This window comes from Rhizobium sp. NZLR10 (assembly GCF_019685125.1).
In the GTDB taxonomy this organism is placed as follows: domain Bacteria; phylum Pseudomonadota; class Alphaproteobacteria; order Rhizobiales; family Rhizobiaceae; genus Rhizobium.
Window position 1 is genome coordinate 634,062 of record NZ_JABDWE010000001.1, and the last position, 24,970, is coordinate 659,031.

The following is a 24,970-nucleotide window of genomic DNA, read 5'->3' on the forward strand; positions in this document are numbered from 1 at the left end:
ACTTCATGAGATGCCGACGGCCGCGGACCAGGACATGGCCCGCGGCCAATCCTGTTTCAGGAAATTTCCGAGCTGACGATGATATATGATCCCACCGCGGCCAACCCGCTTTCCGGCAATCCTCTGAAGACGCGCGACGACCTGGCGAAGGCCGTCATCGACCTCTTCGCACCGCTTCTGCCCTATTTTTCCGAAGGCGGCGCCCGTGTGCGCCTCGGTGCTACCGGCGCGATCTTCGACCGGGCAGCGGCGGATCTCGAAGGATTTGCGCGGCCACTGTGGGGCATTGTCCCGCTCGCGGCCGGCGGCAGCCATTTCCCGCATTGGGATCTCTATCGGCGCGGACTGTCTAATGGGACCAATCCTAATCATCCCGAATATTGGGGCGATCTTGCCGACCGCAATCAGCGGCTGGTCGAGCTGGCTGCCGTCGGCTTCGCATTGGCGCTGGTGCCTGAACATATTTGGGAGCCGTTGAGCGATAGCCAGAAGAAGACGGTCGCCGCCTATCTCGTCGCGGCACGAGATCTCGAATTCATCGACAACAACTGGAAATTCTTCCGCGTCCTCATCGATCTCGGGCTGGAGCGCGTGGGTGTTGCGTTCGACCGTGGGAAAACCCTGACCTATCTCGACGAACTCGAGACTTTCGATCTCGGCGAAGGCTGGTATCGCGACGGGCCTGTGCGGCGGGTCGATCATTACATCCCCTTCGCCATGCATTTTTACGGCCTGATCTATGCCGTGCTGGCGCGTGGCGACGAGGCGCGTAAGGACCGCTTCCGCGATCGCGCCCGGACCTTCGCCGGGGATATCCGCCATTGGTTCGGCCCCGATGGCGCCGCACTTGCCTTCGGCCGTAGCCAGACCTACCGCTTCGCGGCCGGTGGCTTCTGGGGCGCACTTGCCTTTGCCGGCGTCGAAGCGTTGCCCTGGGCTGAGATCAAGGGCTACTACATGCGCCATATCCGTTGGTGGTCAGCCATGCCGATTGCGGAGCGAGACGGCGTTCTCTCCATCGGCTATGGCTATCCGAACCTGCTGATGAGCGAGAGCTACAACTCGCCCGGCTCGCCCTATTGGGCGTTGAAATTCTTCCTGCCGCTCGCACTTGCGGGGGATCATCCATTCTGGACCGCCGAGGAAGCGCCGCAGCCGGAATTTTCGGAGCCGGTTGCGTTGAAGCAAGCGGGAATGGTCGCCATGCACACACCGGGAAACGTCGTCGTGCTCTCCTCCGGCCAGCAGCACGACAAGATGCGCGGCGCAAACGAGAAATATTCGAAATTCGTCTATTCCACCCGCTACGCCTTCAACATCGAAGCCGACGACCGGAATTTTTCGGCCGCAAGCTTCGACGGCATGCTCGGCCTCTCCGACGACGGCGTCCACTTCCGCATGCGGGAAACCCTCGAGGAGGCGCTGATATCTGGCGATCGGCTCTATTCGCGCTGGCACCCTTGGAGCGATGTCACCGTCGAGACCTGGCTCATCCCCGAAAACCCCTGGCACATTCGCATTCACCGCATCGCCACGCCGCGGGCACTGAGCACCATCGAGGGCGGCTTTGCGATCGAACGCGCGGATTTCAATGCCGACCGATCCGAACAGGCGAAAGGCCGGGCTATCTGGTACGGCCAGACGGACGTCAGCGCCATCGTGGATCTATCGCCCGATCCGAGGGCCGGCCATGCGATGAGCCCGATCCCGAATACCAACCTCATCCACGCCAAGACCCTGCTGCCGCAGCTACGCGACGAAATCAGTCCGGGAACCACCTTGCTGGCAACCGCGGCAATGGCTTTGCCGAGCCGCGAAAACTGGACAAAGGCGCTGGGCAATCCGCCGGCTGGTCCGGATCTTGACGAGCTGGAGCGGTGCTTCCGTGAGAAAGGCGTGCGTGTGCCGGCCTTTGCTCTGTGGATGTAGCTGCAAATCCCGCCGGCGAGCCACTACGGGCTGACGGGATATGACGCGAGTTACGTCGCCCTGGGGAAAACACAGGGCCTGCCTCTGGCGACGGCCGACCGAAAGATGGCGGACGCCGCACATAGCGAAGGCATCACCATCCTTGGACCACTCGAGCGTCGTAAGGCTAACTGTGATTAGTCCGCTCGGAATAGTACGCTTCAGCGATCCGCTGCGCCAGTTCCGCCATTTGATCATCGGGTATCTGCAGAACGCCGTGTTCGGCCATCAACGCGTGGTATTGCTGCTCCTCAAGCGGGACGCCCGAAGGCAAGGGAACGACGTGAAAATGTAAATGGCTATTGGCTTGCTGACTGCCGAGCGAAAGCACATAAATTCGCTCGGCATCGAACACCCTTTTGAGGGCACGCGACAAAATGTGAACCTTCTCCTGTAGTCGCAGATATTCGTCTGCCGATATGTCTCGCGCCAGATCCTCACGGTGCTCCTTCGGACAGACAAGGCAATAGCCGGGCAGAGTGGGATATTTGCTCAGGAAAATGATGGTCTCGTCGTCGTCATAAACGCGATGATGAAAGAAGGCCGGGTCATCCTCGACCAAGCCGCAGATAAAGCATGGCCTTGTTCCGATGCCTTGCACATAGGCTTTGAGATTAAATGGTTCGCGTTCGATCATTCTGAACCTCTGCCATCTCACGCGTGGCTGCGGTCGCGGACCCCGGAACTACCACAAGCCATTCTCGGAAAACTAACGCAACAGTCAAACCCGCTGCCGACCATAGTATATTCGGATTACTCCGGATAATTATATTTATATTTTTGATGCAGCGATCGCAAACGGCCATTCAACGCAATATTGTTGAAATGAAACTCAGTAAAGCGTAGTGATGTACTCGGCTTTCATTTTCCAATGCCAGAGGAGAAGGCAATGCCTACAATAATGGCCTATCACAATGTAAAAGACACAAAACACTGGCTCGCTTCACCTATGCGTAAACAGGTATTCGAACCGATCGGCGTCACGAACATTCGCACGTTTATAGACCCCCAAACGTCTAACCGCGTCGGCCTGGTCATGGACGTCGCCGATATGGAAAAGTTGATGGCCTTCATGCAGACCAAGGCAGCTGCCGACGCGATGGCGCATGACGGCGTCTTGCCCGAGAGTCTGGTGCTCCTCGTTCAATCATAACACGCGTCCCGACCAAACCTGAAAAATTCAACGCGGGAGGATGATATGACGACATTATTCGTGCGGCACGAGGTCTCCGACTACGCCGCCTGGCGCAAGATATATGATGGGTTTTCTCCGGTGCAGAAGGCCAACGGGGTGATGGCGCAAGCCGTTTATCGCGCGATCGACAATCCGAACGATATTACCGTCACCCACGAGTTTGCCACGCTGGAAGCGGCTCAGGCATTCAGCAAGCTTGACGAGCTGAAAACGGCGATGCGCACGGGAGGCGTGCTCGGCGCCCCGACGGTGTGGTTTACCAACAAAACGTGAAATGGATTGAAGACTTCGGGACGTTGGCACTCGCGGACACAAGCCGCGGGCCCGTTCTGTCGCATGGCTGACGTGAGCGATCATTCGCTACCGCCGATTGCCGAGCTGGGTGGCAATTGCCAGCGAACCGGGCGAATTTATTACCTGCTCTTCAGCTCGCGCAAGAGATCCAGGCCGCGCTGGTATTTTTCCGCGTTCTTGCCGGCCTGTTCGGCTTGACTGAGATTGTCTTCGAGGTCGGCCTGTTTGACCGGCAGGGCCAGCGGGTTTGATGCCGCACGTCTGACGAAGTCGTCATCCGGCTCGTCCGTCCGCCGCGTCAAAGCATCCACCGCGGAGATAATCCCCGGCGGAAAGCCTTCCTCCCTCAGCCTGTCGAGCGTCCACCCACTTCCCTTCTCGACGACGTCGTGAAGGTAGGCGACCGTTCGCGTCTCGTCGCCGGAAACCAGAAGCGCTACCCGCTGGCAGTGCTCGAAGAACGGCCGGTCGGTCTTATCAGCCTGCCCTTCATGCGCCTCGAGAGCGATTTGGATGGCGTGGTCGAGATGCTGCATGGAATTACGGCCCTTCGGCCTTCCTGATCTTCCGCTGGGACGGCTTTTCGCCTGTCGTCATCTCGATATCAGGCATGGTAGTCTCGGCGGCCCGGCCGGGCTTAGGTGGTTGCCGATCGAGATCGCCGCTCTCACCGGCGCCTTGAAGCAGCGCCGCATCATCCCTGTCGTCTTCATCGAGCAGGTCTTGCAGTGTCTCGTGCTCATCCTCGCCGGCCAGTTCATCGCAGGCTTGCAGCCAATGGCGCTGGTCCGCGCCATCCGGCCGGCCCTCGGCCTCCCAGATTTCGTAGGCGCGGCGACGTATCTGCTCGTGCTTGTCTGTAGCCATGACTTCCTCCGAGCGCATTCGAGTGAGCCGTTCGAATATACGGCCGGACTGCCGCTTAGGGCGTGTTTATGGTAGGAAGAAAATCCTCTACCTGTTTGCGCTCATCCTTTGAAAGGGTCTCCACCCTTTCCTTCCAGAAACGCTCAGCCTCCGGCGGATCCTCATCCCACTGGCGGACATCGGTGATGTTGTCGTCAATTTTTGACCGGCGGCGACCGCCAAGGCTGAGATATTTCTTCGCAAGCTTCAGGCTTGGGGTTTCGGTGTCGCTGCCGCCGCCCATGACCGCGCCCGCCTTGCCGCGGGAGCGCTTGTCGTCAGCGCCGCTTTCCGGCCCAGGGGATCTGAACGTCATACCAGTCCTCCTTTCATTCACGCAAAGCATGTTGCGATCTGATAACCCTGGCGGGTAGCGAGAGTTCCAACCGATGGCAATGATTTGGCGGAGGACCGCTTTTAAGCGAGGATCGAGCCGGAGCACCGGCCGGCAATCCCGGCCATCAATGAACGGCCATGCTCATCATCCGATAGGGGTGCACGGCCTCGAACTGCGAGACCATCGCCGTTGCCTGCAGCAACACACGCTCGGCATTATCAGGATCGTCGCGCGCGAGTTCGTCGGCGTTGAAGCGGATCGCTTCAGCCATGTTGTTGGAAAGTTCGGCAAACTGAGTATCGCCCTCGACAAGGGCCTCACGTGCGGTGTCTTCCAGCGTTCGAGCGATATCGACGAAGATTTCCTCGCGTTCCTCGATGCTGAGGTCTTTGATGATAGTGGTCTTCTCTTCCATGTCACGCACTCCAAAAGACCTGAGCCAAAAGACGCAAGGCGGTAATCGAACTCATCGAGCCTCGATCACCGGAGAACCGGAACGCAGCTTTTCGCTTTTCACCGGGCGTCGTCCCAATTCGAACGCGGGAGCCGATCTTCGGTTCCCTCAAGGGACGAGACTGGCGCCTCGGTGTCGGCATGGTTCGCCGTCCAATCGAGGCGCCGGATCGCCGGGATGCCGGAGCGAAAGGTTCGATCATCGTCGGCAAGCTGCCGGACTCAGCAAATGGCGAGGCAGCATCGTCAAACGCTGACGGCAGGATATCGGCGATCCCAATTGCTTGCAGTCGATGATCGCCCGAGGACGGATCGAGACAAACGGGCGCCGGCTACTGGTCGGTGAATTTGACCATGATGCCGCCGCCGGGAGCCTGGTCGGTCGGAAAGACTTCGATCCGGGATACGTCGACGAAGACGGGAAGCTCGAGTGCATTCGCGATGATCGCGGCAATGTGGGAGGGCTGTATCGGGCGGTAGCCGTCGTAAAGCAGGGTACGCGCCTGATTGCCGGCCATTGCGGTTCGATAGAGGTCCGTCTGCACGCGGCCGGGCACCACCTCCGTCACGCGAACCGAGCTTCCAAGCAGGTCGCAGCGGAGATTGTCGCAAAACAGGCTGAGCCCGGCCTTCGATGGCCCGTAGGCTGCCATATTCGGGTATGGCGCCTGGCCGCCGCTGGAACCGATATAGATGAGGTGGCCACGCTTTCGTTCAACCATGGCAGGCAGGAATGCGCGGGTCAGATGCATGGGCGCTTTGAGATTGATGTCGATCATGGCATCGATCTCGGAGGGTTCGATTTCGCTGAATGTCGCCCGCGTCGAGAGGATGCCGGCATTGTTGACCAGGATATCGACATCCACGCCATGAAGCTGCCTGACGATTTCGGCGGTATCGCGGACATCGGCCCGGATCGGCTTCGCGCCGCTTTCCCGAGCCAGTTCATCGAGCGCCTCGGCGTTTCGGCCGACGGCATACACCGTCAACCCCATCTCGCGCAACCTGTCAACGGTGGCGCGGCCGATGCCGCCCGTGGCGCCCGTGACCACGGCGGTCCGATAGGGAAGCGGCTCAGACATAGATATAGCCTCCACTGACGACGACGTTTTCGCCGGTGGCATAGGTGTTGCGGCTCGACGCCATCATGACGATCCATTCCGCCATCTCGACCGGCTCGGCGGCACGGCCGAGCGCGCTGGCCTTGGCCAGCTCCGGCAGGAACCCGAGCTCCTTTGCCCGGTCCGTCGCGAAACCGGCAGGTGCGACGGAATTGACAAGGATCTGATCCTTGGCGCATTCCTGCGCAAAGGATTTCGTCAGGCTGACGACGGCCGCCTTGGTTGCGGCATAATGGGCGTTTTGGGGGTGGGCCTTGAAAGCATCGACCGAGGTCACGTTGACGATCCGCCCCGAAACTGCGGGCGCGTTCAGGTGTTGGCGCATATGAAGGACGGCGGCCACCATCATATGATAGGTGCCCTTGACGTTGATCGCGTTTTCGAGATCCCACTCCTCGTCGGTTATCTCGAGGATGGGGCGCCTTGGATAGATGGCGGCGCTGTTGACGAGCACATGGATCCGGCCGAGCTTGCCGGCGATCTCGTTAAACCCGCGATGCGCCGTTTCCGCTCGGGAAATATCGGCAACGGCCGTTGCGACCTCGGCGCCGAGAGCGCGAAGCGCCTCGGCCGACGAGGCAAGCAGCTGCTCATTGCGATCGATCAGCCCGATCCTGGCCGCTCCATGCGAGATCATCAGCTTGGCCGTCGTCAATCCGAGCCCGGAAGCGCCGCCGACGATGATTGCGGTCTGGTTCTTCAAAGTTCCACCTCCGTGTTTGGCGTTGCGCCACTAGCATTGTATGTTATCACTTATATGCCAACTTCGACAAAGCTCAAGTGCATTCTGAAGGTTTCGAGATGATTCCACGCCTCCGGCCAACCGTAACGATCGCCCTGCCCACTGCTGGATTTTTCGAGCGGCTCGTCGAGGCGGGGTTCGAAGGCGACATCGAGACCAGCGCGGCAAGCCGAACCGTTTTTTCGACCGACAATTCAATCTATCAGGTCGAGCCGACCGGCATTCTTTTCCCCAGAGGCGTCGAAGACCTCCGTGTCACGGCCGGGGTGCTGTCGGAACCGGCTTTTCGAGGCATCACAGTGGCGCCGCGCGGCGGTGGAACCGGCACCAATGGCCAATCCTTGACATCAGGTGTCGTGGTGGATTGTTCGCGCCATATGAATTCCATTCTGGAGATCGACCCGGTCCGCAGGGTCGCGCGCGTCCAGGCCGGCGTCATCAAGGATCAGTTGAACCTTGCGCTGAAGCCCTATGGGCTGTTTTTTGCTCCCGAACTTTCCACCTCCAATCGCGCCACCATCGGCGGCATGGTCTCCACCGATGCCTGCGGCCAGGGTTCGTGCCTCTACGGCAAGACCAGCAACCATGTGCTCGGATTGCGCATCGTGCTTACGGATGGGTCGGAGTGGTGGTCGCGCCCGCTCGTTCCCGAGGCGCTCGATGAGATCGTCGCGCGCCAGGACCGCATCGGCGAGATCCACAGGACGGTCGAACGGATCGCGCGGGAAAAGCACGACCGGATCGCCGAGATCTTTCCGAAACTCAACCGTTACATGACCGGTTACGACCTCGCCCACATCTTGCGCGGCGACGGAGGCTTCGACCTCAACGCCATCCTCTGCGGCTCGGAGGGAACGCTGGCGATGATCGCCGAAGCCGAGCTCAACCTTCTGCCGATCCCCGCCCATGCGGCACTGATCAACATCCGCTACGGCGACTTCAACACCGCCCTGGAGGATGCCCGTAGCCTGGTGGCGCTGAATGTCGCCTCGGTCGAAACGGTCGATGAGAAGGTTCTCGACCTTGCCAAGGGCGACATCGTCTGGACCGGCATTGCCCGCTTTTTTCCCGACGATGCGGGCGGAACCACAAACGGCATCAATATCGCCGAAGTGCTCGCCGACGATGAGGCGGAACTCGAACGCAAGCTGGCGGAAGTGACCACCGCCCTTGCCACCGGCGCGAATGCGCGCCACGCCGGTTATACGATCGCCCGAGGTCATGCCGATGTCGAGGCGATCTGGTCGATGCGCAAGCGAGCGGTCGGTCTGCTCGGCAATGTCGATGGGCCGGTCAGGCCCGTCGCCTTTGTCGAGGATACCGCCGTGCCGCCGGAAAACCTCGCGCCCTATATCAGCGAGTTCCGGGCATTGCTCGATGGCGCGGGCCTTGCCTACGGCATGTTCGGCCATGTCGACGCCGGCGTCCTGCACGTGCGGCCGGCGCTCGACCTCACCCGCGACGACCATATCGGACTGGTCCGGGAGGTCAGCGACGCCGTCGTGGCGCTGACGCGCAAATATGGCGGCGTCCTCTGGGGGGAACACGGCAAGGGGGTGCGCTCCGAATATGTGCCGGAATTTTTCGGCGATCTCTATCCCAGCCTGCAGGAGATCAAGCGGGCTTTCGATCCGGAAAATCGGCTCAATCCGGGCAAGATCGCAACCCCTTCCGGCCAGGCGCTGACGAAGATCGACGACGTTCCGCTGCGGGGAGATATCGACAGGATCATCGGCAATGAGGTCCGCTCGGCCTTCGACAATGCCGCCTATTGCAACGGCAACGGCGCCTGTTTCGATTTCGACGAAACGAGCCCGATGTGCCCCTCCTACAAGGCGACGCGCGACCGGCGATTTTCGCCCAAGGGCCGCGCCGCCCTGATGCGGGAATGGCTGAGGCTGCTTGCCGAGAAGGGCGTCGATCCGCGCCAGGAGACAAAGCGCTTGCGGCGAAGCGGTCCACTCGCGAGCCTGGCGCGGCGCGCCTTCAACTCGCTGAACCCGGCAAACCGGGACGACTTTTCCCACGAGGTGCGCGCGGCGATGGACACCTGTCTCGCCTGCAAGGCCTGCGCGGGCCAATGTCCGGTGAAGGTCAGCGTGCCGGCCTTCCGCTCGAAATTCCTCGAACTTTATTACGGACGTTATCTCCGCCCGCTGAAGGATCCGCTGGTCGCGGCGATCGAAACCACCCTGCCCCTGGTTCGCCGGATACGACCTGCGTACAACCTAATCGTCGGCACACGAGCCGGCAGGACGATGATGCGCGTTGCCGGGCTGACATCCCTGCCGCGTCTGCCGCAGATCTCCCTGGCAAAGGAAGCCGCCCGCCTCGGCGTGCCGCTTGCCACGCCTCAAACGATCGAAGCCCTGTCGCCGGGTGAACGGCAGCGGAGCGTCGTCTTCGTCGCCGACGCCTTTACCGCCTATTTCGACCCGGATGTTGCGCTTGCCGCAATCAGGCTGGCGCGGAAAATGGGGCTTACGCCCTTCCTCGCGGCATCCCACGTCAACGGCAAAGCCCTGCATGTTCATGGTTATCTCCACCGCTTCGAGGCTGCGGCCGGGCGGACGGCGCGTTATCTCCAGCGGCTGGATGAGACTGGCGTGGCGCTGGTCGGCCTCGATCCGTCGATGACGCTCGCCTTTCGCAGCGAATACAAGGGGATGCTGAAGGCGACCATTCTCCTGCCGCAGGAATGGCTCACCGCCAATCTCGACCGGCTTACCGCCCTCTCCTCCACTGCCGACGGCAAAAGCTTCCGGTTGATGGCCCATTGCACCGAGCGTACCAATGCGCCGGCCTCCATCACCCAATGGAAGACAGTATTCGAAAGCCTCGGCATCGATCTTCAGGCGGCACAAACCGGTTGCTGCGGCATGGCCGGCACCTTCGGCCACGAGGCCCACAACCGGCCGATCTCCGAGCGTCTCTATGCCATGAGTTGGAAGCGGGAGGTCGATGCATCAGGCGATGCCGATATCCTCATGGCCACAGGATACTCGTGCCGCTCGCAGGTGAAGGAAATCGACAACAAGCGCCTTCCGCACCCCTTTCAGGTCATCGATAAGATAATGTCTGAAAACGCCGGCATCCCACAATCAGACGTGGCATGATATGTGATATGTGCTAAATTTGATCGGGTAAATCGGAGCGAACCAGTGTCAATCATCACGCAACGAGGCAATCTCGCAGAAATCGTCGTCGCGAAACTGATGGAACGCATCGATTCCGGCCTTTATGCCCCCGGCGAGAAAATTCCGTCAAGTGCCCAGCTGTGCGAAGAGTTCGGCGTTTCCCGAACCGTCATTCGCGAGGCGCTCACCTCGCTCAAGGTTGGCGGCAGGGTGACCGCGCGACAGGGCGCCGGGGTCTATGTCTCCGAGAAGGACGCAAAGACCCTCAATTTCGAGATCAGCCGCATCGAGGATATTCGCTCGGCGATGCAGATCCTGGAATTGCGGCTCGGCGTGGAGATCCAATCCGTGGCCCTTGCGGCGTCGAGGCGGACGCCGGAGGCGCTGGCTGAAATTGCCCGCGCCTACGACTATCTCGAAAACCTGGTCACCGACGATGCCGAGGTCGAGGCCCGCGCCGATTTCGAGTTTCACCTGGCGATCGCCCGCGCCACCCGCAATCCGCACTTCCCGAATTTCCTGGAAGCGGTGATCGAGAGCATCAATTTCGACCTGGTGCTCAAGCATCGCCAATCGGCGCGCGGCTACAGCACCTATCTGAAGAAGATAAACAAGGAACATGCCGCGATCCTGGCCGCGATCACCCAAGGCGATGCCAAGGCCGCGAAGGCCGCGCTGATCGCCCATCTGGAGGAAAGCCTTCATCGTTACCGCACGATGCTCGACGAGCCGGCGAATAGCGAGACGGAGGAATAACGCGCGCCGCCGGCTTTTTCAGGCGGCGCCTTTGCCCGTGATCACTTGCCCATACTCACTTGCCTTGTGCAATCGCATGGTCTCGAATTTGCGTCAGGGTCATCTTCGGCGTCAGCGCTTCCGGGTCGATCCGGATTTCGATGAGGCCGGGCTTGCCGGATGCCTCGCAGCGTTCGAAGGCACCGGCGAAGTCCGCCGTCTTCTCCACCGTCTCGCCGTGCAGGCCGTAAGATCGCGCCAGCGAGGCGAAATCCGGGTTGGTCAGGCGGGTGCCGGAGACGCGGCCGGGATAGCTGCGCTCCTGATGCATGCGGATCGTGCCGTACATGCCGTTGTTGATGACGAGGAAAATCACCCGGGCGTCATACTGCATCGCGGTCGCGAGTTCCTGGCCGTTCATCAGGAAACATCCGTCGCCGGCAAACGCAACCACCGTGCGCGCGGGATCGGTGATCTTGGCGGCGATCGCCGCCGGTACGCCGTAGCCCATGGAACCGTTGGTCGGCCCGAGCTGAGTGCGGAAGCTGCGATATTGATAGAAGCGATGCGGCCAGGCGGAATAATTGCCGGCGCCGGTGGTCAGGATGGCGTCGGGCTTCAGATGGCCGCGCAGCCATTCCATGACCTCGCCCATCTGCACAGGCCCCGGAACCTCTGGATGCCTGAGATTTGCCAGATAGTCGGCATGGGCCGCTTCGGTCCATGCCTTCCATACCGATGCTGCCGGCGGTTTCAGCTTGGCAGCCTGTGACAGGAACCCGGCGACGCTGGCATTAATCGGCAGGCTTGCGTGGTAAACGCGCCCCAGCTCTTCCGCGCCCGGATGGATGTGAACGAGCAACTGTTTGGGAACCGGAATGTCGATCAGCGTATAGGCGCCTGTTGTCATCTCGCCGAGACGGGCGCCGATCGAGATCAGCAGGTCGCAGTCCTTCATGTGCTGGATCAGCTTCGGCCCCGCGGCAAGGCCGAGGTCGCCGGCATAGTTCGCATGCGTGTTGTCGAACAGGTCCTGGCAGCGGAAGGAAGCGGCGACCGGCAGGCCGAAGACTTCGGAAAACGTCTTGAGATCGGCAACCGCCTGCTGCGTCCAGCCGCCGCCGCCGGCGACGACCATCGGGCGCTTCGCCTCTGATAGAAGGCCGAGCAGTTCTTCGAATTGCTGCGGGCCGGCAAAGCCCTCGACCTTCTTGTAAGCCGGGGTGTCGGCGACATCGACCATATCGGTCAGCATGTCTTCGGGAAGCGCGATGACCACCGGCCCGGGCCGGCCGTTGACGGCTCGGTGGAATGCCTGGCTGATGAGTTCGGGAATGCGGGCGGCATCCTCGATCTCGACGACCCACTTCGCCATCTGGCCGAACATGCGGCGATAATCGATCTCCTGGAATGCTTCGCGCTCCATCTGATCGCGTGCCACCTGGCCGATGAACAGGATCATCGGGGTCGAATCCTGGAAAGCCGTATGCACGCCGACCGAAGCGTTCGTCGCACCCGGCCCGCGGGTCACGAAGCAGATGCCGGGTTTGCCGGTCATCTTGCCATAGGCTTCCGCCATATAGGCAGCTCCGCCCTCCTGCCGGCAGATGACGAATTCGATGGCGTCCTCCGCGTCATGAAGGGCGTCGAGGACGGCAAGATAGCTTTCGCCGGGCACGCCGAACGCGCGCTCGACGCCATGGATGCGCAAGGCATCGACGAGCACTTGGCCGCCGCTGCGCTTCAATGTTTCATTTCTCATCGGGAGCCCCTCTCCTAGGTGTTAAATAACGGCGTCTTCGAGGAAGGGCCGGTTTGCCGTCACCCGCTCGTAGCCGAATGGCGAAAGGTCGAGGGTCTTGAAGCCGCCATAGGCAATCAGTTCCGAGAGACCCCGTCCCATTGCGGGCGACTGCTGCAGGCCGTGGCCCGAAAAGCCGTTTGCGAAGAGGAAATTGCTGACCTCCGTATGCGGTCCGAGGACGACATTGTGATCGAGCGTGCAATAGTCGTAATGGCCGGCCCAGGAATTGACGACCTTGATCGCCTCGAAGGTCGGAACCCGGTTCGCCATGATCGGCCAGATTTCCTCATCGAATTCATCGTGCATGACATCGAAATCGTTGGGGTCCACCTCGGGGTCATGCTTCGGATAGGTGCCCATCAGATAGAACTTGCCCTCCGGCCGGAAGAAGACGCCCGTCGGGTCGATCGTCAGGCCGACCTTGCCTTCCAAGGGCGTGCGGCAATCGACGACGAACAGCGAGCGCCGGCGCGGCTCGACGGGAACGTCGAGCCCGGCCATGCGGGCGACCTTCTTGCCATTGGTGCCCGATGTATTGACCATGGTGCCGCAGGCAATCGTCTGGCCGCTCCGCGTCGATACGGAAACGACGCGGTCTCCCTCTCTGTTGACGGCGACGACGTCGTCTTCGATGTATTCGACGCCGAGCGCGCGCGCCTTTTTACGAAAGCCCTGCAGCAGACCGACGCTGTCGAACCAGCCCTCGCCGCGCTCGCCGGTGCTGCCGAGCGTCAATCCTTCGAGATTGAGCCAGGGAAACCGTCGGCCGAGGCCATCGGGATCGAGCAGCGTCACATCAGCCCCGCAGGAGACCTGGGTCTCGTGATTGCGCCGGAGAACCTGATCGCCGCGGTCATCCTCAGCGAGGAACAGATAACCGGCCTCGTGAAAGCCGATCTCGGGCGTGTCGTCGTCGACGGCGACGTTTTCCTTGAAGTTGCGGATGAACTCCGTCCCGAACTGCGAGACTTTGACATTGATCGCATTCGAGAACTGGTGACGGATGGAGCTGGAAGACAGCGCGGTGGCCGACCGCTGATAGGTCCAGTCCTTCTCGATCACCAGGACCGATCCGTTATAATCGGGATTGGTCGCCAGAAAATACGCCGTCGAGCTGCCGACCACGGCGCCGCCGACGATCACCACGTCATAGGACGATTTGGAAGCTGGCATCGGCACGTCTCACTTTTTCTCGTCTTCATAATGGCCGGCGGCAGCAAAGCTGCCGCCCTGGAAGCGCACTGCCGGATCGTTGGGATCGCCCTGCTTCGTCTTGCCCAAGACCTTGTCGGCGTAATCGTCGGCGCGGTCTTCCGGCTTGTATCCAAGCGATGCCGCCGTGCGGTTGTCCCAGAAGGCCCGGCTGTTGTTGGACATGCCGTAGGCAACCATGAAGCCGACGCGTTCGGCCGACAGGCTCTTTTCGACGAGCTGGCGGCAATCTCGATAGGAAAGCCAGGTGATGAGATGGCGCCGGTCCGTCGGCTCCGGGAAGGACGAGCCGATGCGCAGGCTGACGGTCTCGATGCCGAACTTGTCGAAATAGTAACGGCCGAGGTTCTCGACGAAGGTCTTCGACACGCCGTACAAGCTGTCGGGCCGTGTCGGCGCGTTGCCGTCGATCGTCTCGGTGCGCTCGTAAAAACCGATGGCATGAACGGAGCTGGCATAGACGATGCGCTTGACGCCGTGCTGCCGGGCCGCCTCATAGATGTTGTAGCTGCCGACGATGTTGGCGTTGAGGATGGTGTTCCAGGAAGATTCAAGTCCCTGGCCGCCCATGTGAATGATGGCGTCGCAGCCCTCCACGGCTTTCGAAACGGCGTCGAAGTCGGAAAGATCGGCCGGAAAATCCTCCTCGTGCGGCTCGAGGTTCTCGCAGGGCCTGCGTGCGGACAGCCTGAGGATCTTTCCAAGCCTTGTTCCGGATTTGCGCAGCTGGGTTCCGAGAGCCCCGGCCGCGCCGGTCAGAAGCGTGCGCTGATAATCGGTCATCGAATTTTCCCTTTAGCGAAGTTTGGCCAGTGCATCGGCGGTGCGCTCGATGGCAATGGCAAGATTGTCGCGCGATGTCGCGAAGGAGAGGCGAATATAGGGTTCGACACCGAAAGCCGCACCGGGAACGGTTGCGACCTTGCCTTCCCTGAGGAGATAGGAGGCCAATTCGGTATCGTTGGAAATCCTGGCGCCGTCGGGCGTCGTCTTGCCGATATAGTGGGCGCATTTGGGAAAGAGGTAGAAGGCCCCTTCCGGCGCCCGCACGTCAAGACCGGGTATCGCGCTGAAGCCCTTTGCGACGAGTTCGCCGCGCACCCTGTATTCGGCAACCGCCGTCGTGACGAAGTCCTGGGGACCGTTGAGCGCTGCGGCGGCCGCAAACTGGGTGATGGAGGACGGGCAAGTCGTGCTCTGGGACTGGAGCTTGTTCAGAGCCCTGGTCAGTTCCCGCGGGCCTGCCGCATAGCCGAGGCGCCATCCTGTCATGGCATAGGCCTTGGAGACGCCGTTGATGATGAGCGTGCGGTCCTTCAGCTCCGGGCAAGCGACGACGAACGACGTGAAGGGCACGTCGCCGCAGACGATATGTTCGTAGATCTCGTCCGACATGATCGCCACGTGGGGGTGGCGCGCCAGCACCGCACCAAGCGCCTTCAGTTCGTCCGCCGAATAGATCGCCCCCGTCGGATTGGACGGAGAGTTGAACAGGAACCAACGCGTCTTCGGCGTGATGGCTGCTTCCAGCCGCTCGGCGGTGATCTTGAAGGCATCCTCGACACCGCAAGGCACGGTCTTCGGAACGCCGCCGTGCAGGATGACGATGTCGGTGTAGGAGACCCAGTAAGGCGCCGGCACGACCACCTCGTCGCCGGGCTCCAGCGTTGCGAGGAAGGCATTGAAGAGGATCTGCTTGGCGCCGTTGCCGATGGATATCTCATCCATGGCGTAGTCAAGGCCGTTCTCGCGCTTGAATTTGGCGACGATCGCTTCGCGCAGTTCCACCAGGCCATCCGGCGCGGTATAACGGGTGAGCCCCCTGCGCATGGCCTCGATCGCAGCCTGGACGATATGATCCGGCGTGTCGAAATCGGGCTCGCCGAGCGACAGGTCGACGACATGCTCTCCCTTGGCCCGCATCGCCTTGGCGGCGACCGACACCGCCATCGACGGTGAGGATTTGATCGTCGCGACACGCGTGCTTTCGAATGCAATCATATTCATGCCTTGCCTCCCTGGGTCCGGCTCGCGCCGTAGGCTTCAGCCTGTTCTTCGGTAATGTATCCATGCCTCAGATCGTGTTCGATCGCATCGGCCGGGCGATTTGCCGGATCGCCGTAACCGCCGCCGCCCGGAAGCGACAGGACAAGGCGGCGGCCTTCCGGCACGAATTGCAGCCCCTTGCCCTTGAGGATCGTACCGTCGTCGAGAGCGACTGCGCCGGCCGTGCCGTTCAGTCCGCCTTCGCGGCCGCGCGCGGGGTGGTCAAGCCTGTCGAACATGGCGGAGAAGCGGAAGCTGAAGCCTTCGGCCGCTTCGATCTCGATCATCTGGCCGAGACCGCCGCGCTGCGCGCCGGCACCCCCGGAACCCTCGCGCAATTCCTTGCGCCAGATGATGACGGGGCCGACATTCTCCGTCGCCTCGATCGGCATCGTGTGCACACCGCTTGGAAAGGCGGTGGCGTTCAGGCCGTCGAGAGCAGCGCGTGCGCCGGAACCACCGGAATTGAACATCAGGATTTCCGCGCCTTTACCGCCGATCTGGTCGGAGACAGGACGCACACTCATATGCAGGTTCCAGAGCGCGCTGGCGCCCTCCGCCGGGACCTGGCCCGGAAGCGCCTGATGCAGCGCGCCGAGCACGAGATCCGGCACGAAATGGCCGAGAACGTGGCGGACGGCAACCGGCGCCGGCCGCTTGGCATTGAGGATGCAGCCTTCCGGCGCCACCACTTCGAAGGGCGCGAGCGAAGCCGCGTTGTTTGGAATTTCCGGCGCCACGACGCATTTGATGCCGTAGCAGGCATAGGCCTTGGCATAGACGAGCGGCACGTTGATGCCGAATTTGCTCATGCCCGAAGTGCCGTCGAAATCGACGACGATCCCTTCGGGACCGATGCTCAACCTGGCTGCGAGATGCACCGGCTCGTCATAGCCGTCGAGATCGAGGCTATAGTTCCAGGAGCCGTGCGGAAGGTTCCTCAACCGCTCCAGCGTTGCCTCGCGGCTGTGCTTGAGGATGAAGCCGCCGATCGTCGACAAATCAGGAAGATTGAATTCCGTCAGCATGTCGACGAGCCGGCGATGACCCGTTTCGTTGCAGGCGGCGAGCGCATAGAAGTCGCCGACAACCTTATCGTTTTCGCGAACATTGTTTCGCACTATATGGATCAGCGTGCGGTTCAGCTCGCCGCGCTCGAAGAACTTCATGATGGGTATGAAGATGCCCTCTTCATAGACTTCGCGGGCATCCGGGCCGAAACCGCGGCCGCCGACATCGACGACATGCGCGGTCGAGGCAAAATAACCGACCAGCTTGCCGTGATGGAAGGAGGGCGTGACGACAGTGATGTCGTGCAGGTGGCCCGTCCCCTTCCACGGATCGTTGGTGATGTAGACGTCGCCTTCAAAGACGTTGTCCGGCCCGATGTCGGCAATGAAATGCGCGACCGATTCCGCCATGGCGTTGACGTGGCCGGGCGTGCCGGTCACCGCCTGCGCCAGCATGCGGCCTTCCAGGTCGAAGACACCGGCCGACAGATCGCCCGCCTCACGCACCGAGGTGGAGAAGGCCGTGCGGATCAGGGTCTGCGCCTGCTCCTCGACGACGGAGATCAGCCGGTTCCACATGACCTGCATATGGATATCGATCATGGATTGGTTCATGTGATTATCCTCAGATCCGGGTTACGAAAAGGCAGCCGTCGTGCTGGACGATGGCCTTGAAGGAGGCGGTGAGAACCGTCGAGGTCTCGCGCTCGACGATGACGGCGGGGCCGTTGACCACGTCGCCGGGCTTCAGCGTGGTGCGCTCGTGAATGCCGGCTTCGAGATAGGACCCTTGCGAAGCCTCGAACAGGCGGCGGGTCTTGCTTGGTCGCACGATATCGCCTTCGGCGACGGACGGGATGCGCTCGACCGGCGGGAGCGGCGAGCTCGCCTTTACCGACCAGCTGACGATCTCGATAGCGAGACCCTCGATGGCGCGACCGAAGAAGCGCTCATATTCCCTTTCGAACAAGGCGGCGATCGTCTCAGCGCTCGCGGCGTCGAAATTGTCGTCGGTAAACGGCACCGGAATATCCCAGCCCTGCCCGCCATAGCGCATGAACAGCGTGCGTTCGATCACCGGGGAGCCTGCGTCGAGCCCGCCTTCGACGAAGCCGAGCGCTTCGGCCTTCATGGCTTGCAGGAGCCGGTTGGCCTCGGAATATTCGAAATTCGACAGGTTGAAGACGGCGCTGCGAACGGACTCATAGCCGAACGGCGCCTTGAGGAAGCCGATCGCCGAACCGACGCCGGCACCCGGCGGAACGAGGAAGGTCGAGATGCCCATCTTCTCGCAGAGGCGCGCGGCATGCAGCGGCCCCGCGCCACCGAAGGTGATCATGGTGAAATCGGAAATGTTCTTGCCGTTCTCGACGGTGTGAACGCGACCGGCATTGGCCATGTTTTCGTCGACCATTTCGCATGTGCCGTAAGCGGAAGCTTCCGGGTCGAGGCCGATGACCGAGCCGATATCGTCGCTCATCGCCTGGCGGCTCGCCTCGAGCGAAAGCGGGATCGCGCCGCCGGCGAAATTGGCGGGATCGAGCTTGCCGAGGATGAGGTCCGCATCGGTGACGGTGGGGTTCTTGCCGCCGCGCTGATAACAGGCCGGGCCCGGCTCGGAGGCAGCCGAATGCGGCCCGACGCGGATCTGACGCATTGCGTCGATCGAAGCGATCGAACCGCCGCCGGCGCCGATTTCGACCATCTCGACGACAGGGATCGAAATCGGCATGCCGGATCCCTTGCGGAAGCGATAGGTGCGCGCCACCTCGAAAGTCTTGGCCGTCTTCGGCACCTGGTTTTCGATCAGGCAGATCTTGGCGGTCGTGCCGCCCATATCGAAGGAAAGAACCGTATCGAGACCGTATTGACGGGCAATGTCGGCCGCAAAGATCGCGCCGCCCGCCGGACCGGATTCGACCAGGCGGACCGGAAATTCCGAGGCGCTCTCGACCGAGACGATGCCACCGCCGGAGTGGATCATGAAGACCGGGCAGCCGACCCCGATATCCTTCAGCGATACGACGAGACGGTCGAGATAGGATTTGATCGCCGGCTTGACATAGGCATTGGCGCAGACCGTGTTGAAGCGCTCGAATTCGCGCATCTGCGGAGAAACCTCCGACGAGATCGAAACGGAAACGTCAGGAAGGCGCTTCAGGATCGCGTCGCGAACGGCGACTTCATGCGCGCCGTTGGCATAAGCATGGATGAAGCCGATCGCCACGCTTTCATAGCCGCCCGCCGCGATCTTCTCGACGACGGCAGCGACCGAAGCCTCGTCCAGATCAAGCAGAATCTTGCCCGCCGCATCGATACGCTCACGGATGACGAAGCGGTCGGCGCGCCCGATGAGAGCCGGCGGCAGGGTAATATTGAGATCATACTGCTCGAAACGGTTCTCGGTACGCATCTCCAGCACGTCGCGAAAACCTTCCGTCGTCACGAAGGCGGTCTTGGCACCGCGCCGCTCGATGAGCGCGTTGGTGGCAAGCGTCGTGCCATGGATGAGGATGCCGATCTCTGAAAGAGCGATACCCGCCATCTCGGCGACGGCCTTCACGCCCATCAGGATCGCCCGTTCCGGCGCCGTATAATCCGTCAGGATTTTCGTCGAGTGAAGCGCCCCATCGAGGTCGAGAGCGATATCCGTAAAGGTGCCGCCGATATCGACGCCTACCCGGCAGTTTCGTGGCGTGCTCGTCACCGTCTTGTTCCCCGCTTTTCCAACGTTCGAGGCCGCGTTCGCGCAGCCATGCGTCCTGCCATTCTTCACTGTTGCAAGCGATGCCGCAACATTTCCGCTTGACGATCTTCGTATATGTCACTTATCATATAAGTGTCAATTAAGAAAAGGAACAAAACTCGCGAAACCTGCGTTCTCAACGTTTGCATAAAACACAAATTACATAACAAAAATAAGATCTTCGCCTAAATGACGAAGCATGAATGCGGGCTGAACCGCGTCTAGAACGACTAAAAATCGAATGGCTTCAACCAGAGGGAAAAGCACAATGAAATCCATCTCGAAATTTCTCAGCGCCACCGCCATCGCCTCCGCCTTGCTGTTTTCCAATGCTTTGGCCGCCGACACGGTCAAGATCGGCGTCGCCGGCCCGTTTACCGGCGCCAATGCGACCTTTGGCGAGCAGGTGTTCAGCGGCGTCTCCGCCTATGTCAGCGACGTCAATGCGTCGGGCGGCATCAACGGCAAGAAGATTGAACTGGTGAAGGGTGACGACGCCTGCGAACCGAAGCAGGCCGTTGCCGTCGCCAATCGTTTCGTCGATCAGGACAAGGTCCAGGCCGTGATCGGGCATTTCTGCTCGTCCAACACGATCCCCGCTTCCGAAATCTACAATGATGCCGGCATCCTCGAAATGACGCCGTCCTCGACCAATCCGGCCGTGACCGATCGCGGTTTCGACAATTTGTTCCGCGGCTGCGGCCGTGACGACCAGCAGGCGGTCGTCGCCGGCAGCTTCATCCTGGATACGCTGAAGCGGGACAAGATCGCCCTCATCCACGACAAGGACACCTATGGCCAGGGCCTGGTGGACGCCGTCAAGAAGACGATCGAGGCACGCGGCGTAAAGCCGGTGATGTATGAAGGCCTGACACGCGGCGAACGCGACTTCAACGCGCTCGTCACCAAGATCAAGAGCTCCGGCGCCAACGCCGTTTATTTCGGCGGCCTCATTCCCGAAGGCGGTCCGCTGATCCGCCAGTTGAAGGAGCAGGGTGTCGACGTGGTCGTCGTCAGCGGCGACGCCTTCGCCCAGGCGGAACTCGTCGCAGCCGCCGGCGGCGCTCAGAATCTCAAGAACGTCTATTATTCGGCGACGCCGGACCCGCTGGCCGATCCCTCCACACAGGGCGTCCAGGATGCGCTGAAGAAAGCCAACATCACGCCGGCCAACTATGTGCTCTATGGCTACGCCAACGCGCAGGCCGTCGTTGCCGCACTGAAGGCCGGCGACGAGCTGAAGGCCCAGGCCGACTATCTCCGCAGCAACACGGTCGATTCCGCCATCGGCAAGATCACCTGGGACGCAAAAGGCGACATCAAGGACTTCAAGTTCGTCTTCTACAACTTCGACGACAAGGGAACCCCTGTCCTGGTGAAGTAAGGTAATTTCGCCGGGGCCGGCCGGACCTCGAGGTTCGGCCGGCTTACCCATCCCCGAAAAACATAAGAGGGGTTCACCATGGACTTTTACATCCTGGTTCAACAATTGTTCAATGGCATTACGCTCGGGACGATCTACGGCCTGATCGCGGTCGGATACACCATGGTCTATGGCGTCATCCGGATGATCAACTTCGCCCATGGCGACGTCTATATGGTGTCGGCTTACATCGCCGCCATCACGCTTGCCGTCCTTGGTTATTTCGGCGTTCAGTCGGTTCCTTTCGCCTTGATTTCCGTGCTGGTGATCAGTTGCGCGATCACGGCCGTCTATGGCTGGGTGATCGAGCGCGTGGCCTATCGGCCGCTTCGCGGCTCGACCAAGCTTGCACCGCTGATATCGGCTATCGGCATCTCGCTGATGCTGCAGAGCTATGTCCAGATCGCCCAGGGCGCGCGCGACCAGGGTGTGCCGACGCTGATCCAGGGCGCGTTTCGCATCGGCGGCGATGTCCATTTCGCGCAGATTACCTATATGCAGACGGTGATCCTGTTCGCGTCGCTGATCGCCATGGGCGTGCTCACCTATGTGATCAACTACACCCGGATCGGCCGCGAATGCCGCGCCACCCAGCAGAATATCCGGATTTCGGCAATACTGGGGGTCAACACCGACCGGATCATTTCGACAGTGTTCGTCATGGGCGCCGCCACGGCCGCAGTCGGCGGAACGCTCGTTACCTTCAACTACGGTTCCTTCAACTTTTTCATCGGCTTCGTCATGGGTATCAAGGCCTTCACCGCCGCGGTTCTCGGCGGGATCGGCTCACTGCCCGGCGCCGTGCTCGGCGGCATCGTCCTTGGCCTGACCGAGGCTCTGTTCGCCGGCTATGTCAGCACCGACTACAAGGACGTCTTCGCCTTCGCATTGCTCATCACCCTCCTGTTTTTCCGACCGTACGGCCTGCTTGGCCGGCCGGAAATCCAGAAAGTCTGAGAGAGGAGCAAGATCCATGGAATCCAACCGCCTTCGCGCGCTTTTCAAGGAAGCGCTCCTCACCTTTACGGTTTCCCTCATCCTGTTCGGACCCATCTCGGGACTGGTGCTCGACGGATTTTCGTTCACGAACGAACTGATGCGCGCGGTGTTGCTGGCGGCCGTCGTCACGGCAGGCCGATCGGCACTCTCGATTTTCCAGATGAGCCGCCTCGGCCAAAAACTCACCCGGCGCATGGCAGGCAACGGCGCCGGCGTCACCGTCATGACCGGCAGGGAAAGGTCGCCGGCGCTGGTCCTTGCCCTGCTGTTTTTCGCCGGGTTGAGCCTGCCGTTTTTTGCCGACAAATACTTCCTGGGGATTGCAATCCTCGCCCTGATATATTGCCTGCTCGGCCTGGGGCTCAATATCGTCGTCGGGCTTGCGGGGCTGCTCGATCTTGGCTACGTCGCCTTCTACGCCGTCGGCGCCTATCTCTTGGCGCTCGGATCGCAATATCTCGGCATCGGGTTCTGGGGCGCTCTCATCCTTGCGCCTTTTCTCGCCGGTCTCTTCGGCATGATCCTCGCCTTTCCCGTTCTCAAGATGCATGGCGATTATCTTGCCATCGTCACGCTGGGATTCGGCGAAATCATTCGTCTCGTGCTGAACAACTGGCTGGAATTCACCGGCGGACCCAACGGCGCTCCGGTTCCCGCGCCCACCCTCTTCGGCCTCGAATTCACCCGCACGGCCAAACAGGGCGGCGTTCCCATTCATGAATATCTGGGCATCCCCTACAATGCGGACTACCGGTTCTGGTTCCTCTACTTGGTGTTGTTTCTCGTCGTCTGCTTCGTCATCTATGCCGTGGAGCGCCTGCGCGTCATCCCTCTCGGCCGCATGTGGGAAGCGCTTCGAGAAGACGAGATCGCCTGCCGTTCGCTCGGCGTCAATCACGTCTTCACAAAGCTGACGGCCTTCATGCTCGGCGCCTCTACCGGGGGCCTCGCCGGCGTCTTCTTCGCCGCGCAACAGGGCTTCGTGAACCCGACCTCCTTCACCTTCTTCGAATCCGCCCTCATCCTGGCGATCGTCGTGCTTGGCGGCCTCGGATCGACGGCGGGCGTCATTTCGGCAGCGCTCGTTCTCACCATTCTTCCGGAACTTCTGCGTGAGTTCGCCGAATACCGCGTTCTGGTCTTCGGCGTGCTGATGGTGGTGATGATGATCTGGAAACCCCGCGGCCTGGTCCGCATCCGGCGCCCGGCATTCTTTCCGAGTTCGATGAAAGAAGGCATCGGCACCGAACTGTCCTTTGAGGGCAAGGCGGAGGCGGGACGATGAACAGCCCCATCCTCGAAGTGCAGAATGTGACGATGCGTTTCGGCGGCATCGTCGCCAACCGCGACGTCAGCTTCTCGGTCGAACGCGGCGCGGTGACCGCCCTGATCGGCCCCAACGGCGCCGGCAAGACGACGATGTTCAACTGCATCACCGGATTCTATCGCTCCAGCGAAGGCCGCATCATGCTGAACGGGCGCGATGGTCCGACTGACATCGGCGAACTGGTGACGAAACCGATCACCGGCGGCTCGCACCTCGTCACCCGCGCCGGGATCGCCAGGACGTTCCAGAACATCCGCCTTTTCAAGGAGATGTCGGTCATCGAGAACCTTCTGATCGCCCAGCACCTGGCCACCCGCAACAACATCCTCAGCGGCGTTTTCCGGACCCGGGCGTTCCGCAGGGCCGAGGGAGAGGCCATCGACCGGGCCTACCACTGGCTCGGACAAATGAAGCTTGCCGACGACGCCAACCGCCTGGCCGGCGAACTGCCTTATGGCCGGCAGCGCCGCGTCGAGATCGCCCGCGCCATGTGCACGGGCCCGAGCCTCATCTGCCTCGACGAACCGGCTGCGGGCCTAAACCCTTCCGAAACGCTGGATCTGGCCGAGGTCATCCAGCGGCTCTGTGCCGATCACGATCAGACGGTTCTCGTCATCGAGCACGACATGGGTCTCGTCATGCGCATTTCGAACCACATCGTCGTGCTCGATCATGGCGAGGTGATCTCCGACGGCACGCCGCAGCACGTCGCCAACGATCCGGCCGTCGTCGCCGCCTACCTCGGTGTCAGCGAAGAAGAGGTGCAAGCATGAGCCAGTCGTCCGACACGCAGGTACCGCTTCTCGAATTTGCCGGCGTTCACGCCCATTACGGCCCGGTAGAAGCGCTGAAGGCGGTCAACGTTCATATCTCAGCCGGCGAGATCGTCAGCCTGATCGGCGCAAACGGGGCCGGCAAGACCACGCTGCTGTCTTCCATCTTCGGCGCGCCGCGCGCCTCATCCGGCAAAATCCTGCATCGTGGCGAAGACATCTCCCATATGCCGACCAGCAAAATTTCCCGGCGCGGCATCGCGCTCGTTCCTGAGGGACGGCAGATCTATCAGGAGATGTCCGTCGAAGAGAATATGATGATGGGCACGACGCCGATCGGCATGGCCCATTTCGAAGAAGACCGGGACACCATGTTCGAGCTCTTCCCGCGCCTCAAAGAGCGTCGAAATCAGACCGCCGGCACCATGTCTGGCGGCGAACAGCAGATGCTCGCCATCGCCCGCGCCATGATGGCGCGGCCCGAGCTGATCCTGTTCGACGAACCGTCGCTCGGCCTGGCGCCGCTGATCGTCAAGCGCGTTTTCGAGGTTTTGAGGGAGATCGCGGCGATGGGCAAGACGATATTTCTGGTCGAGCAGAACGCCAATCATGCGCTGAAGCTTTCGCAGCGGGCCTACGTCATGGTCAACGGCCGCATCCACCTCTCCGGCGACAGCGCCGCCCTCCTCGACAACCAAGACGTCCGCAAGGCCTATCTCGGACTGCACTGAATGGGGACTTC

General features: G+C 61.3%; 23 protein-coding genes. 10 read left to right on the top strand and 13 right to left on the bottom strand.

The features are described 5' to 3' along the window. Positions 1-78: 78 nt before the first annotated feature. The gene (locus tag HJB82_RS02855; RefSeq protein WP_207584655.1) at positions 79-1,929 is read left to right on the top strand and encodes a DUF2264 domain-containing protein; all 1,851 of its coding nucleotides are present in this window, start codon (positions 79-81) and stop codon (positions 1,927-1,929) included. 166 nt (positions 1,930-2,095) lie between these two features. Here the strand turns inward: HJB82_RS02855 and HJB82_RS02860 are convergent, their stop codons facing one another. Next, a complete protein-coding gene (locus tag HJB82_RS02860; protein WP_207584654.1) occupies positions 2,096-2,605 on the bottom strand; it encodes an HIT family protein in 510 nt (169 codons plus the stop codon). A 252-nt stretch (positions 2,606-2,857) separates the two neighbouring features. Here HJB82_RS02860 and HJB82_RS02865 point away from each other — a divergent pair, with 252 nt between their 5' ends. Continuing rightward, entirely contained in the window at positions 2,858-3,121 is a 264-nt protein-coding gene (locus HJB82_RS02865; RefSeq protein WP_207584653.1) for a hypothetical protein, read from the top strand. A gap of 45 nt (positions 3,122-3,166) precedes the next feature. Next, the gene (locus HJB82_RS02870) at positions 3,167-3,436 is read left to right on the top strand and encodes a cyclase (RefSeq protein ID WP_207584652.1); all 270 of its coding nucleotides are present in this window, start codon (positions 3,167-3,169) and stop codon (positions 3,434-3,436) included. A 140-nt stretch (positions 3,437-3,576) separates the two neighbouring features. Here the strand turns inward: HJB82_RS02870 and HJB82_RS02875 are convergent, their stop codons facing one another. The 6 genes from HJB82_RS02875 to HJB82_RS02900 form a co-directional block, all read right to left on the bottom strand. Next, a complete protein-coding gene (locus tag HJB82_RS02875) occupies positions 3,577-3,993 on the bottom strand; it encodes an HD domain-containing protein (protein WP_207584651.1) in 417 nt (138 codons plus the stop codon). A gap of 4 nt (positions 3,994-3,997) precedes the next feature. Then, positions 3,998-4,324 (bottom strand): DUF2934 domain-containing protein, encoded by a 327-nt coding sequence (locus HJB82_RS02880; protein WP_207584650.1) that lies wholly within the window; start codon positions 4,322-4,324, stop codon positions 3,998-4,000. A gap of 55 nt (positions 4,325-4,379) precedes the next feature. Beyond that, on the bottom strand, positions 4,380-4,679 hold the full coding sequence (locus HJB82_RS02885) for a hypothetical protein (protein ID WP_221115121.1): 300 nt from the start codon (positions 4,677-4,679) through the stop codon (positions 4,380-4,382). A 145-nt stretch (positions 4,680-4,824) separates the two neighbouring features. Further along, entirely contained in the window at positions 4,825-5,115 is a 291-nt protein-coding gene (locus HJB82_RS02890) for a hypothetical protein (protein WP_221115122.1), read from the bottom strand. Between the two features lie 370 nt (positions 5,116-5,485). Beyond that, on the bottom strand, positions 5,486-6,235 hold the full coding sequence (locus tag HJB82_RS02895; protein ID WP_221115123.1) for an SDR family oxidoreductase: 750 nt from the start codon (positions 6,233-6,235) through the stop codon (positions 5,486-5,488). Continuing rightward, a complete protein-coding gene (locus HJB82_RS02900; RefSeq protein ID WP_221139551.1) occupies positions 6,228-6,977 on the bottom strand; it encodes an SDR family NAD(P)-dependent oxidoreductase in 750 nt (249 codons plus the stop codon). Before HJB82_RS02900 ends, HJB82_RS02895 begins: the two co-directional genes overlap by 8 nt. A gap of 98 nt (positions 6,978-7,075) precedes the next feature. Between HJB82_RS02900 and HJB82_RS02905 the strand changes: the two genes are divergently transcribed. Both HJB82_RS02905 and HJB82_RS02910 read left to right on the top strand, forming a co-directional pair. Further along, the gene (locus HJB82_RS02905; protein WP_221139552.1) at positions 7,076-10,132 is read left to right on the top strand and encodes an FAD-binding and (Fe-S)-binding domain-containing protein; all 3,057 of its coding nucleotides are present in this window, start codon (positions 7,076-7,078) and stop codon (positions 10,130-10,132) included. 45 nt (positions 10,133-10,177) lie between these two features. Continuing rightward, positions 10,178-10,909 (top strand): FadR/GntR family transcriptional regulator, encoded by a 732-nt coding sequence (locus HJB82_RS02910; protein ID WP_221115126.1) that lies wholly within the window; start codon positions 10,178-10,180, stop codon positions 10,907-10,909. Positions 10,910-10,964: 55 nt separating this feature from the next. Here HJB82_RS02910 and HJB82_RS02915 read toward each other — a convergent pair whose 3' ends face one another. Genes HJB82_RS02915 through HJB82_RS02940 form a run of 6 tightly spaced genes read right to left on the bottom strand, consistent with a single transcriptional unit; the run spans position 10,965 to position 19,667 of the window. Then, entirely contained in the window at positions 10,965-12,650 is a 1,686-nt protein-coding gene (locus HJB82_RS02915; RefSeq protein ID WP_221139553.1) for a thiamine pyrophosphate-binding protein, read from the bottom strand. Between the two features lie 21 nt (positions 12,651-12,671). After that, the gene (locus HJB82_RS02920) at positions 12,672-13,865 is read right to left on the bottom strand and encodes an FAD-binding oxidoreductase (RefSeq protein ID WP_221139554.1); all 1,194 of its coding nucleotides are present in this window, start codon (positions 13,863-13,865) and stop codon (positions 12,672-12,674) included. A 9-nt stretch (positions 13,866-13,874) separates the two neighbouring features. Continuing rightward, positions 13,875-14,687: an NAD(P)-dependent oxidoreductase gene (locus tag HJB82_RS02925; protein ID WP_221115129.1), complete on the bottom strand. Its 813-nt coding sequence runs from the start codon at positions 14,685-14,687 to the stop codon at positions 13,875-13,877. A 12-nt stretch (positions 14,688-14,699) separates the two neighbouring features. Beyond that, complete coding sequence (locus HJB82_RS02930) at positions 14,700-15,911, bottom strand: pyridoxal phosphate-dependent aminotransferase (protein WP_221139555.1); 1,212 nt, start codon at positions 15,909-15,911, stop codon at positions 14,700-14,702. Further along, positions 15,908-17,575, bottom strand: a complete 1,668-nt coding sequence (locus tag HJB82_RS02935) for a hydantoinase B/oxoprolinase family protein (RefSeq protein ID WP_221115131.1) — start codon at positions 17,573-17,575, stop codon at positions 15,908-15,910. The genes HJB82_RS02930 and HJB82_RS02935 overlap by 4 nt, the downstream gene beginning before the upstream one ends. A 10-nt stretch (positions 17,576-17,585) precedes the next feature. Beyond that, positions 17,586-19,667 carry a hydantoinase/oxoprolinase family protein gene (locus tag HJB82_RS02940; protein ID WP_221139556.1) on the bottom strand — a complete coding sequence of 694 codons (2,082 nt, stop codon included), beginning with the start codon at positions 19,665-19,667 and terminating at the stop codon, positions 17,586-17,588. A 307-nt stretch (positions 19,668-19,974) separates the two neighbouring features. Here HJB82_RS02940 and HJB82_RS02945 point away from each other — a divergent pair, with 307 nt between their 5' ends. From HJB82_RS02945 to HJB82_RS02965, 5 genes are all read left to right on the top strand, one after another. Then, a complete protein-coding gene (locus tag HJB82_RS02945) occupies positions 19,975-21,090 on the top strand; it encodes an ABC transporter substrate-binding protein (protein ID WP_221115133.1) in 1,116 nt (371 codons plus the stop codon). Between the two features lie 78 nt (positions 21,091-21,168). Then, the gene (locus tag HJB82_RS02950; protein ID WP_221115134.1) at positions 21,169-22,086 is read left to right on the top strand and encodes an ABC transporter permease subunit; all 918 of its coding nucleotides are present in this window, start codon (positions 21,169-21,171) and stop codon (positions 22,084-22,086) included. 16 nt (positions 22,087-22,102) lie between these two features. Further along, positions 22,103-23,413 carry a high-affinity branched-chain amino acid ABC transporter permease LivM gene (gene livM, locus HJB82_RS02955; RefSeq protein ID WP_221139557.1) on the top strand — a complete coding sequence of 437 codons (1,311 nt, stop codon included), beginning with the start codon at positions 22,103-22,105 and terminating at the stop codon, positions 23,411-23,413. Further along, entirely contained in the window at positions 23,410-24,228 is an 819-nt protein-coding gene (locus tag HJB82_RS02960; protein ID WP_221115136.1) for an ABC transporter ATP-binding protein, read from the top strand. Before livM ends, HJB82_RS02960 begins: the two co-directional genes overlap by 4 nt. Next, positions 24,225-24,959 (top strand): ABC transporter ATP-binding protein, encoded by a 735-nt coding sequence (locus tag HJB82_RS02965; RefSeq protein WP_221115137.1) that lies wholly within the window; start codon positions 24,225-24,227, stop codon positions 24,957-24,959. Before HJB82_RS02960 ends, HJB82_RS02965 begins: the two co-directional genes overlap by 4 nt. The last annotated feature ends 11 nt before the right edge of the window (positions 24,960-24,970 follow it).